5 protein-coding genes are annotated in these 13,026 nt (G+C 60.9%); 1 reads left to right on the top strand and 4 read right to left on the bottom strand.

The features are described from left to right. Positions 1-61: 61 nt before the first annotated feature. The 4 genes from AC0L4F_RS12705 to AC0L4F_RS12690 all read right to left on the bottom strand — a co-directional run bounded on the left by AC0L4F_RS12705 (position 62) and on the right by AC0L4F_RS12690 (position 8,943). Positions 62-1,249 (bottom strand): HlyD family type I secretion periplasmic adaptor subunit, encoded by a 1,188-nt coding sequence (locus tag AC0L4F_RS12705; RefSeq protein ID WP_244688877.1) that lies wholly within the window; start codon positions 1,247-1,249, stop codon positions 62-64. After that, the gene (locus AC0L4F_RS12700) at positions 1,249-3,390 is read right to left on the bottom strand and encodes an ATP-binding cassette domain-containing protein (protein WP_473446475.1); all 2,142 of its coding nucleotides are present in this window, start codon (positions 3,388-3,390) and stop codon (positions 1,249-1,251) included. The genes AC0L4F_RS12705 and AC0L4F_RS12700 overlap by 1 nt, the downstream gene beginning before the upstream one ends. 188 nt (positions 3,391-3,578) lie before the next feature. Continuing rightward, on the bottom strand, positions 3,579-4,859 hold the full coding sequence (locus AC0L4F_RS12695; protein ID WP_244688875.1) for a TolC family protein: 1,281 nt from the start codon (positions 4,857-4,859) through the stop codon (positions 3,579-3,581). Positions 4,860-5,019: 160 nt separating this feature from the next. Next, a complete protein-coding gene (locus AC0L4F_RS12690; RefSeq protein ID WP_244688874.1) occupies positions 5,020-8,943 on the bottom strand; it encodes a beta strand repeat-containing protein in 3,924 nt (1,307 codons plus the stop codon). A 620-nt stretch (positions 8,944-9,563) separates the two neighbouring features. On the opposite strand from AC0L4F_RS12690, the gene AC0L4F_RS12685 reads away from it, so the two are divergent. Beyond that, a complete protein-coding gene (locus AC0L4F_RS12685; RefSeq protein ID WP_244688873.1) occupies positions 9,564-12,986 on the top strand; it encodes a transglutaminase family protein in 3,423 nt (1,140 codons plus the stop codon). Positions 12,987-13,026 lie beyond the last annotated feature (40 nt).

Here is a 13,026-nt window from a genome sequence, read left to right as displayed (position 1 = left end):
GGCTCATGTCGCCACAAACACCAAGATACTGCGCCTCCGCAAGGAGGCACATTGAAATCAATCAGGGTTCGCGCAAAGCCTCGCGGCTCTTGTAGAGCGGTTTCAAGAGATATTGCAGCACGGTCTTTTCGCCGGTGTGCAATTCTACCTGGGCCTGCATGCCGGGGCGGATCTCGATCTGCGCCTGGCGGTCGGTCAGGCTCGACATATCAACGCGCAGGGTCACCTTGTAATGCGGGTCCTGCTCGGCTTCGCGCACGCGATCATCCTTGAAGGTATCCGCAGAAATGAAATCCACCTGCCCCTTCAACGTACCATAGATCGTGTAATCATAGGCGGACAGCTTGACCGTGGCTGCCTGCCCCCGGCGGATATTGGCGATGTCTTCGGGGCGCACCTGGGCCTCGACAAACAATTCCTCGTCCAGCGGAATGATTTGCAGGATTTCTTCGCCGGGGCGGACAACGCCGCCAATCGTGGTGACCGACAGATTGTTGACCATACCATGCATCGGCGAACGCAACGTGGTGCGGTTCAATTGATCCAGGCTGGATTTCAGGGTCTGTTTCAGCGTCGCCAACTCTTTCAGAGTATCGGAATAGCCCTGTGCGCGCTCAAGCTCGGTTTGGGTGATCACCTCGTTATAGCGCACTTTCGCATCCGCATGTGCCTTGCGGGCGCGGGTCACTTCGATCAGGGCAACCACCTCTTTCGCCAGCATGTTCTCCATCAGCTGCAATTCGCTGGCAGCTTGTTCCAACACCAGCTCGGCACCGTCCCGGCGGCTGACATAGTCCCCCTGCCGGGCCGCCAACAGCACGCGTTCCGACGCCACCATTTCGGGCAGCCGGACAATCAGATCGGCTGGCACCTCGAATTCCTTGGCACCGTCCATTTCGGCCTCAAGCCGGATGCGGCGAATTTCCAGTGCTGCGATCTGATCCTGAAGATCATCAACCGAAGATTGGAACTGGGTGGCATGCAGACGGGCGAGCATATCGCCCTGCATCACGACATCGCCCTCTTTCACCATCAGTTCGGCCAGAATCCCGCCTTCGAGGTTCTGAATGATCTGGGGCCGCGACGACGAAATGATCTCGCCATCGGCCCGCACGATCTCGTCAATCCAGGCAAAGGCCGCCCAAAGGACAAACACCAGAACCGTGACCCCGCAAAGCCAGATCGTCAACGAGGGCCCCCGCAGCTGACGACCGGCAAAGCCCGAAATATTGGTCGCAGACGCAGCCATCACGATGCCCCCCGCGTGTTGGTCAGATGTTCCAGAACCTTGTCGCGCGGCCCATCCACAGCCATGCGGCCGTTTTGCAGCACCATGGTGCGCGTGGCCAGCGACAGGATGGGCACCCGGTGGGTGGCAATCAGCGCGGTGCGCCCCTCAAGCCAGGTTTCCAGCCGGGAAATCAACGTCTTTTCCAACGTTTGATCCAGCGCCGCCGTGGGTTCATCCAGAAGACAGACCACCGGATCCTGCAACCACAACCGTGCCCAGCCAATCGACTGGCGCTGCCCGATGGACAGGCCCGATCCGCCGTCGCGGATCTCCAGATCCAGCCCCTTGGGGTGGCTTTTCACGAATTGTCCAAGCCCGGCGAAATCCAAAGCCTCGAACAGCCGCCCGTCGTCCTGTTCCAGCATGTTCAGGTTCAGGTTGTCGCGCAGCGTGCCGGAAAACAGCCGCACATCCTGACCCAGATACCCAACCGAGCGGCGAATGTCGCGCGGCGCGATCTGGCCCATATCCGTGCCATCCAGCAGGATACGGCCACTGGTCGGCGCATAAAGCCCGCTCATCAATTTCAGCAATGTGGATTTGCCGGACCCATTGGCCCCCAACACCGCAATTTTCTGGCCGGGCGTGATGCCAATGCCGGGAATGTCCAACACCGCCGGTGCATCTTCTTCATAGCGATAGGTGACTTCGCGGATTTCAAACCCGCCGTCCAGCCGGTCACGGCGCAGATAGCTGCGGGCGGGATCCTGATCCTGCGGCGCCAGCGCCACCCCGTCCAACCCTTCCAACGCCGCGCGCACATTGCCCCAACGCGCCATGGTCGACGCAAGTTGCGTCAACGGGGCCAGCGTGCGCCCGGTCAGAATGCCGGTGGCAATGATCGAACCCACGGTGAACTGCCCCTGAAACACCAGATATGTGCCGGCAATCACCGCGCAGACATATGTGGCCTGCTGCACGCCCTGGCTCCAGAATGTCAGCGCAGAAGCCAGCCGCCGCTGATCCGAAGACTTCAGCGATTGCAACGTCGTCAGTTCCAGCCAAAGACGGCGAAACCGGTCTTCGCCGCGCTGTGTCTTGATCGTGTCCAGTTCCGACACGGCCTCATGCAACAGCCGCGATGCCTTGGTCGAGGCGCCCTGCATTTCCTGCGTCAGTCGGATCATGCGTTTTTGCAGGAACACCGACGGCAACACCATCAGCACACCGCCAAGGATCAACACCCAGACCACATTGCCCGCGATCGACGCCACAAGCAGCAGGAAGATGAACACAAACGGAATATCCGCCACCGCACCAACGCTGGAGGCGGTAAAGAACTCTCGTACCGAGGAAAATTCGCGCATCGACGCAAAAAGCGACGACGGGGACCGCCCCGGCATATCCGACCGCATCCCCAGAATCCGGTTCATCAACAGGGTCTGCACGTTCAATTCGATCTGCCGCCCGGCGCCGTCAATCAACCGCGCCCGCGCCAGTTTCAACGCCGCCTCCAGCAGCAAGGCAAAGCCGGCCCCCGCCGCCAGCACCCAGAGTGTGGCTTCGCTCTGATGCGGGATCACCCGGTCATAGACCTGAAGCGAAAACAGCGCGACAGCAACGGCCAGAAGGTTCGCCACCAAAGACCCAAGTGCAACCTCGCCAAAATAACGCGAGAATTTGGGAAACTGTCCCCAGAACCAATGGCCCTTGGATTGGCCACTATGGGCGCCGGCGGATTGACCCGGGGTCTGGTTGGGATCACGCGCGGGGCCATCGCCCTGCTCAGCTGTGGTCCGCGCGGGCACCGCAGAGGCCGCATCGGCCCGCACCAGACGTCCGGCAAAATAGGGCGTGAATTCCGCCAGCGGCACCGGCGCGCGGTTGTCGGGAAAGCTTGTGTCGAACAGATGGACCACATCGCCGTCCTGCCCCAGCACCAGCACCCATTGCCCGGAGGTCATCCATGCCAGCGCCAGCCAGATGTCAACGGAAAGTGTCGGCTCGGGGTCCACCTTGGCCGCAACCCCGTTGGCCCCAAGCGCCGCAGCCATCAGGGCGGCATCAATGTCACCCTCTGGCCCAAGCTTTGCCTGCAACGCCTGTTCCAGATCCTGAACCACCACATCACAGCCCAAGAGCCCGGCATAGGTCCGCATCAGCAACGCGCGCGATTTGACCCGCTGTTCCTGTGCCGCCCGATCATGCTTCACCTGTTTTGCCGGTACCGTGTCCGCGGTTTTTGATCTTGTCTCGTTTTTTGGTGCGGTCATCACCGGATCAGACGCCACCGCACGCAAGGGCGTGGGGCTGGCTTTGCGCCCACCCACGGATTTCAACCAGCGGCTCATATCTCGGACCCGTTGGCCAGCAACCCATAGGCCCGCGCCAGTGAAATCTGCACTCGCGCCAGATCATATTTCAGCGTGATCGCCGCCCCGCTTTGCCGCGCCCATGTTTCATAGACACCAACCACATCCATCACCTGTCGCGCCCCGGCCTCATACTGGGCCTGAAAGAGATCAAGGTTATGTTTGGCCTGCCGCGCCAAGGTGTTTGCATCGGTCAATTGCCGGGCCAGCGCCACCTCGCGTTGGCGCAAGGCAGAGATTTTGCGCCGGGCGTCTTCATCGGCTTGGGTGACCTTGCGGCCTGCGGCCTCCTTGGCGGCCTCAATCGCCTTGAGGCTGGCACCGGTGCCCAGACCCAGAAGTTGATCCGCCGCCAGCGAGAGACCAAAATCGGAATTGTCGCCGGACACGGTTCCCCCGGCCTTGAGCCCCGGAAGATGACCGGCACGGGCGATCTTGGCTTCTGCGATGCTGCGATCCCGATCGGCCTTCGCCTTGAGGACCGTCAGCGGCTCTGTGCCTTCTGCTTCGACCCGAAGCGCCGGAACGCCGCGCAGCTCCTCCAACGGATGCCCGGCCATGGCCGCCAGTTCCGCCAGCGCCGCGCGGGAATCGCCCAGCGCGGTATCGCGTTGCGACCGGATTTCGGCCAGCTTCTGGCGAATGATGTTCAGATCGGACCGGTCAGAAACACCGCCCTGCACGCGTTCGTTCATCACCCATTCAAAATGGCCCATATCCTCCAGCGATCTGTCGGCCACGGTGATCTTTTCCCGGCCTTCTTCTGCGGCCAGATACAGCCCCAGCGCGTCATGCACCCGGGTGTTGCTGTCTTGTGACAGGGTCACGGCGGCAAATTCCACGTCATGGGCGGCCAAATCACGTTCGGCCTTTTTGCGGCCGTTGTCATAGATCACCTGTTCGATGAACAGCGATGTGACGAATTCCCCCATCGAATTCAGAGAGATGTTGGGACCAATCGACGGCAGCCAATTCTTGGAGGCCGCCTGCGCCCGCAGGCGCGCTGCGCGCAGCTCTGCTTCTGCGGTGCGCGCAGAAGAGGCCATGACCGCGCCCGCCACCGCGCCATAAGGCGATGCCGGATCAAGGATGCTGCGCCGCTCCTGCAAGGTGGCAATGATCGGTGACGCCACCCCCCGTTTTTCCGCCGCAGCAGCAGTGTCGGCTTCGCCGCCCTGCTCTGCTGACCCGTTCAACATCGGTTTGGATTGCAAAAACCGCGTCACGGAATTACCCGCGCCGTCGCCATCGGACATACAGCCCGCCAATACCAACAGACACGGCAGAAGCCCTGCCGCCCGATTTGCCCTGTAGATGTCCCGCCTCATCCGCGCACTGCCTTTCGCGCTTGTTTTTATGGTCGGTCTTGTCCGAAGCACGGGCCGCGGCATCGCCGCGGCCCTACTAATGTTGGTGTCAGATGACAACGTTGGTGATGTCTTCGTCGATCAATACCGTCGCATCGCCCAATTGATATTCAGCAAAGCTCTGGCCATCGCCATTGGTTACGCGGCCCAGATGGGTCGCCCCGGTCAGGGTCACCTGATCGTCGCCATCGCCATAAACGGTCAGCGTATCGCTGGCACCGGACAGCGCCACAACATCTGCCTCGCTCAGGGTCAAATGCGCCTCTTCGGCAAATTCCAGATCAACCGCTTCGACATTATGCGCGCCCAATCCGGGATTGCCGAGGCTGACCTCGGTGCCGACAACCTCGTCGTCAAGCACCAGATAGTTCGACCGACTGTTGCCCGCATCATCCGTTGTGCTGACAATCAGATCCGACCCATCCGGCACGTTTTGTGCAAAGATGAAGTTGGTCTCGTTGATTGCCGGAATGTCGACGGCGGTCATGTTCACATCACTGACCACCCCGGTTTCAGACACTTGCAGAACATCCTGCGTGTCATCGCTGAGCTGGGTGGAAATGCCACGAATGCCGGTGACACCCTGGGTGATGCTTTCGATGATTGCCCCATCAGGGGCTTCGGTGTCGATTTGCAGCGTTTCGGTGATGGTATCGGTGTTGCCCGCCGCATCGGTGGCCGACACCGCGAAAGAGGCTTCATATTCGCCCAGCGGCACATTTGCTGCCGGGATATCCACCGTCCAGGCACCGCTCGCGGCCACCGTTGCCACATAATCCTGACCGTTGAAGGCGACAGACACCACCGACCCCGGCTCCACCTGCCCTGCAAGTTGCAGCGCATCGCCGGATTGCAGTTCTTCGGTGTTCACCACCCCATCGCTGCCCGCAGAAGAGGACGTCAGCGCCAGCGTGTTGACAAAGGTGTCGATCCGCACAGGTTCGCTGATTTCGGCGACGTTGCCGACAGCATCGGTGCTTGTGACGCTTACGGTCGTGTCATATTCGCCGGCGGTGATCGATCCATCTTCGAACATGGCCGACCAATTGCCATTGGCATCCACAACCCCGGGGCGGCTCTCGCCTTCGATCGTGACCATGACGCTTGCGCCCGGCTCGGTGGTGCCGGTGATGGTCACCCCCTGGCTGGCTTCTGCGGCGTTGATCACATCGTCGGTTCCGGCCGAAACGTCGAGATTGGCAAAATTCACCACCTCGGTGTCGACCTGAACACTGTCGCTGACCTGCAATGTGTTGCCCGCCGCATCGGTGGTTTCAGCCGTGATGTCGGCCTGATAGGTGCCGGGTGCGATCTCGTTCGCGCCATAGGTCGTGGTCCAATTGCCCGCCGCATCGGTCAGCGCGGTATGGGTCACCCCCGCCAATGTCACAGTGACAGTCGCGCCGGGATTGGACGTGCCGTGGATCACCACGCCGTCCGAAGCTTCGACCATATTGATGACATCGTCACCTTCGATCGCCTCAGACGACAACGTCAGCGTCCCCGCATCGGTGTCAAAGCTCGCCATCTGGGTTTCGGTCCGGGTGTTGCCGGCCTGATCCGTCGCAGTCAGATCAAGAGTGACTGATTGCTCGCCAGACGGCAGATCGGACGCCGGGAAGGCCACGCTCCATGTGCCATCCGCCGCCACGGTCGCGGCATGGCTGACACCATCAAGGGTGACAGTCAGGCTGCTGCCGGGTTCAACAACGCCCGTCAGGGTCAGACCCTGAAGCGCCTCTTCGGCATTCACAACCGCATCGCTGCCGCCGGGCAGCGCATCCAGCTGTAATGGCGTGACCAAGCTGTCGACCTGCACGGAACCGCTGGTCGTGGTCACATTGCCGTTGCTGTCGGTGGCAGTCACATTGATCGGTACCGAAACCTCGCCCGTGGGAACATCCGCGGCCGAATAGGACACAGACCATTGGCCATCGGCCCCGGCCAGCGTGGTCAGCGTCGCGGTGCCCATGGTCACCTCGACCGTTGCGCCGGCCTCGGCTGTGCCGGTCACCTGGACCCCATCGGCCCGCTCTTCCGCATTGATGACACCATCGGTTTCGATGCTGGCATCGTTCAGCGTGACCGAAACCTCGGTATCAATCTGTACCGTGCTGGCGGTGCCGCTGGTATTGCCTGCGGCATCGGTCGATGTTGCGGTGATCGGCGCATCATAGACGCCCGCCGCAAAGCTGCCACCCGGCAGGGTAAAGCCCCAATTGCCGGATGCATCCGTGGTCACCGATTGGGTCACACCCGCAACGGTCACATCCACCACAGCGCCCGGCGTCGCCGTGCCGGTGATCGCCAGATCACCCGCCGCTTCGCCAGCATTCACCACGCCGTCGCCACCAATGATTGCGGTGTTGATGGTGATGTCATTGGGCACAGTGTCGATCGTGACCTGCCCCGACACAGAAGACGTATTGCCCGCCGCATCGGTCGAAGTTGCGGTGATGGTGGCATCATATTCACCAGGCTCAAAGCTGCCGCCGGCCAGGGTGAAACCCCAATTGCCGGATGCATCCGTGGTCACCGATTGGGTCACGCCCGCAACGGTCACGTCCACAACGGCGCCCGGCGTCGCTGTGCCGGTGATTGCCAGATCGCCGGTCGCTTCATCGGCGTTCACCACACCGTCGCCACCAATGATCGCGGTGTTGATGGTGATGTCGTTCGGGATGGTATCCACCGCAAAGCTGCCCGATACCGACGATGCGTTTCCGGCGCCATCGGTCGACGTCACGGTGATCGGCGCATCATATTCACCTGCGGCCAGGGTGCCGCTGGGCAATGTCGTGGTCCAATTGCCATCCGCGTCAGCCGTCACAGATTGGGTCAGGCCAGCCACCGCAACCTCAAGCGCTGCGCCGGGTGTTGCCGTGCCGGTGATCACAACCTCGCCGGCGGCCTCATCCGCGTTCACCACGCCTTCGGCGCCGATGACGGCGGTATTGATCGTGATGTCATTCGGGATCGTGTCGACCACAACCGTTTCGGTCAATGTGGTGGTGTTGCCAAAGCTGTCTTCCGACACCACGGTCACGTCGGTGGTATATTCCCCACCGGCAATTTCATCCTGGGTGAAATCGACGGACCAGCCACCGGTTTCGTCCACGGTGGTTTCATGCGTGACGTCGTCGATGGTCACGGTGACCCCGGCGCCAACTTCGCCCGTGCCGGTAACCGTCAGCCCATTGGGATGCGCTTCGAGGTTGATCAGATCGCCCGCCTCTGCGGTGCCCCCGGTGACGGCCGTTGCCGGACCGGTCAGGTCAATCACCACTTCGGGACCGGTCAGCTCGGTCACGTCATCTTCGCCGTCGCCGGAGACTGTTACCTCAACAGGATAGGTGCCGTCGTCGGGGAAATTCTCACCCTCAAAGACAACTTCCCATTCGCCATTGTCATCAACAACGGTATTCACGGTTTCGCCGCCAATGACCACTTCGACTTCGTCGCCAGGCTCGCCCGTGCCGGTGACCGTCACGGTTTCATCGGCGCCATCGCCGCCCACGACAACAGATGTGTCGTCCACGGTCGGCGCAACCGGGCCCGCCCCGTTGCCTCCGCCGCCACTGCTGCCGCCACCAAGGGCCGCAAGACCAAGCGCCGCCGCACCCGCCGCACCAGCCGCCCCCAAGAGCGATCCACCGCCCAAAAGGCCCGCGGCCAGCATCGACACTTCGTTGTCTTCTGCGCCATACACCTCGGCTGTCACCACCTCGGGACGGCCAGAGTGGATCAGCGCGTCGTTCGGCGACCACTTGCCCCATTCGGCGCTTTGACCATATTCGGCGAACAGAACGCCATTGTTGCCTTCGGCAAAGAATACTTCGTGCAGGACACCGTCGCTGCTGATGAACAACCGCGGCTCGTCCGCGACATCGGCAAAATAGCCTTGCAGCGTGATGACCCGGCCATCGGCCAATTCAATATGCAGATTTTCGCCGCTGCGGGTATATCCGCGCATGTCCGACTGCATCAAATTCAGTGAGACTTCCGCCCCAGGCGCCACTGCGATAACCGCGTTTTGGTCACCCGACTGTAATACGTCACGTTGAATTGCGCCCGCAGATGTGCGGACGACATAATCTATCGCATTCATAACTTTCACCGCTCTACCTCGCGTGACCTCTTTACACAGTGGGTCACGTCGTTTCATTACTTCGACATTACCTGATCCCCACGCCCCAAAAAAGACTTTTTTCGTTGTCGGGTCTAATTTTTGCGGGGAATCCAGAGACATCGGCATCACATGTGATGTGGATAAGTTCCGGGGCTTCAATGATTTCGGGGAATTTGTGCCGTTTTTCGGGGGGCTGCCGGGCCGATTTGCAACCGATTTCAACTGCGCCCGCCGTGAAACAGGTCTGTCTGAAAAATCGTCGAACCCTGCCCTGGGGCCTGGATGTTTGTTGCATGACGGCAACGCATTGACCATCCGCGGCCGCCACCGCCAGTCCCGATGCCGAAAAAGCAGGCAATCGCGCAAAGCTTTTATATTGCCGGGCCGTTGAAGGAAGCAGAGCTTTACATTGACTTACCCGAACAGGCATCAACTATGTCGGGGACCAAATGTAGGCGGACAATATGACTATTACGGCAAGCATCAGACATCTGACCCATTACAAATACGACCGCCCGGTCACATTGGGGCCGCAAATCATTCGCCTTCGACCGGCCCCGCATTCGCGAACGCGGGTCATCTCGCACTCGCTGAAGGTGACGCCGGAAGATCACTTTGTGAACCACCAGCAAGACCCCTATGGCAACTGGCAGTCCCGGTTTGTTTTCCACGAACCGGTGCGGGAATTCCGCATCGAGGTCGATCTGGTGGCCGATATGACGGTCTATAACCCGTTTGATTTCTTTGTTGATGAAACCGCAGAGAAGTTCCCGTTCAAATACCCGGATGAATTCGGCGATGATCTGGTGATTTATCGCAAACCGGAAAAAACCGGGCCGCGTCTGGCGAAATATCTGTCGAAGCTGCCAAAGAAGGCAAAAAATACTGTCGATTTTCTGGTTGCGCTGAACGCACAGCTTGAAAAAGACATCGGTTATGTCATCCGCATGGAACCCGGCGTTCAGACACCCGAGGTGACACTGAAAAAGAAAAAGGGCTCCTGCCGGGACACATCCTGGTTGTTGGTGCAGATCCTGCGCAACCTGGGATTTGCGGCGCGCTTTACCTCTGGATATCTGATCCAGTTGAAGCCCGATCTTGTGTCGCTGGACGGCCCCGCCGGCACCGAAGTGGATTTCACCGATCTACATGCCTGGTGCGAGGTGTTTCTGCCCGGCGCTGGCTGGATCGGGCTTGATCCGACCTCTGGCCTCTTGACCGGCGAGAGCCACATTCCCCTGTGTTCGACACCGCATTACCGCAACGCCGCGCCGATCACCGGCGGGTTCACCGCCGACGGCCAGCCCGAGGTCGAATTTGATTTCGACATGACGGTCAATCGCGTCGCCGAACACCCCCGGATCACCAAACCGTTTTCCGAAGACTCCTGGAAGGCGCTGGACAAGCTTGGTCACAAGATCGACGCCGAAATGGAAGAACAGGACATGCGCCTGACCATGGGCGGCGAGCCGACATTCGTGTCGATCGACGATTACGAAAGCCCGGAATGGAACACCGCGGCCGTCGGCCCGCAAAAGCGCGAGCTTGCCGATCAATTGATCCGCCGGTTGCGCGACCGCTTTGCCCCCGGTGGGTTCCTGCATTACGGTCAGGGCAAATGGTATCCCGGCGAAACCCTGCCGCGCTGGACCTTTGGTCTTTACTGGCGCCGCGATGGCAAACCGATCTGGTCCAACCCGGACCTGATTGCCAAGGAAAAACCCGAGAAACCCGCAGGCATCAAAGAGACCGAGGCGTTTCTGACCAAATTCTCGCAGAACCTGGGGCTGGAGCCGGATTATGCCCAACCCACGTTTGAGGACCCGGCGGTCTGGGTGCTGCAAGAGGCGGATTTGCCGGTCAATGTCACGCCCGACGATCCCAAACTGAAAGACCCGGAGGCAAGAGCGCGCATTGCCAAGGTGTTTGCCCGTGGTCTGAACGAGGCCGCCTGCTTTGTCTTGCCGATCCAGCGTTGGCAGGCCAAATCGCAAAGCGGCTGGCGGTCGGAGCGCTGGAAGACCCGGCGCGGCCATCTGTTCCTGATCCCCGGCGATAGCCCGGTGGGGTTCCGCCTGCCATTGGGCGCCCTGCCCCATGTGCCAGAGGTGTCTTACCCATATGTCTATCCGGCCGATACCTCGCTTGATGTCGAAGATCTGCCGAACTTCCACGAAGAGGTCGACGAACGTCGCCGGCTGCTGACCGAAGAGTTGACGCGCATCGCCAAGGAAGAGGCCGCCGCAACGCCGGATGTCTCGAAGGAGCACAAACAACCGGTCACCGCCCCCGTGGATGACGGCGAAGGCGAGCGTCAGACCCGGATGGACCAAATGGCCCGCACCGGGATCGACCCGACCGAAGGCGCCGTGCGCACCGCAATCGCGCTGGAGCCGCGCGACGGCAAGCTGTGCCTGTTCATGCCGCCGGTCGAACGGCTGGAAGACTATCTTGATCTGTTGGCCACAGCAGAGAAAACCGCCGAGGAACTGGGCCTGCCGATCCATGTCGAAGGCTATTCACCGCCCAACGATCCCCGGATCAACAACATCAAGGTCGCACCCGATCCCGGCGTGATCGAGGTCAACGTGCAACCGGCCCACAACTGGGATGACTGCAAGGCGATCACCAACGGCGTTTATGAAGAGGCACGCAATTGCCGTCTTGGCGCAGACAAATTCATGATCGACGGCAAACACACCGGCACCGGCGGCGGCAACCATGTAGTTGTCGGTGGCTTGACGCCCAATGACTCGCCCTTCCTGCGCCGTCCTGACCTGCTGCGGTCGTTGATCCTTTATTGGCAGCGCCACCCCTCGCTCAGCTACTTGTTCTCGGGTCTGTTCATTGGCCCGACATCGCAAGCCCCACGGATCGACGAAGCACGCCACGACACGCTGTACGAGCTGGAAATCGCACTGTCACAGATCCCGGCACCGGGCGAAGGTCCGGCGCCCCAACCTTGGTTGGTTGACCGTCTGTTGCGCAACATCCTGATTGACGTGACCGGCAACACCCACCGCGCCGAGATCTGTATCGACAAGCTGTTTTCGCCTGACGGCCCGACCGGGCGTCTGGGTCTGGTCGAATTCCGTGGCTTCGAGATGCCACCGGATTCCAAGATGTCGCTGGCACAACAGGTGCTGATCCGCGCGCTTCTGGCACGTTTCTGGAAGGCCCCGATCCAGGGCACGCCGGTCCGCTGGGGCACGGTGCTGCACGACCGTTACATGCTGCCGCATTTTGTCTGGCAGGATTTCCTGGGCGTGCTGCGCGATCTGAAGCAACACGGGTTCGAATTCCGCTCTGAATGGTACGAGGCCCAGCGTGAATTCCGTTTCCCCTTTGCCGGCGAGGTCGAGGCCGATGGCGTGCATCTGGAGGTGCGGCAAGCGCTGGAACCCTGGCATGTTCTGGGCGAGCGCGGCGCAATTGGCGGCACGGTGCGCTATACCGACAGTTCGGTGGAACGCATGCAGGTGCAGCTGACCGCGACCGAACCGGACCGCTATATCGTGGCCTGCAACAAGCGCCGGGTGCCGATGCATACGACCGACAGCTCCGGCGTGTCGATCGGTGGCGTGCGGTTCAAGGCCTGGCAACCGGCCGAAGCATTGCACCCGGTCCTGCCGGTCGATGCGCCACTGACCTTTGACATCTTTGACACCTGGACCGGTCACGCATTGGGGGGCTGTACCTATCATGTGGCCCACCCCGGCGGGCGGAACTATGACCACTTCCCGGTCAACACAAACGAAGCGGATGCAAGGCGCCTGGCGCGGTTCGAAAAATTCGGCCACACACCGGGATCTTACTGGCCACCGGCGGAAAACCCGCATCCAGAGTTTCCAATGACGGTAGATTTGCGGCGCGCGCCGGGTGTATAGGGTCCGTTACGGGACCGACCCCACCCAAATAGAAAGACGC

It is taken from the genome of Marinovum sp. J2-8 (assembly GCF_055808435.1).
This window is presented reverse-complemented; position numbering and strand designations above follow the sequence as displayed.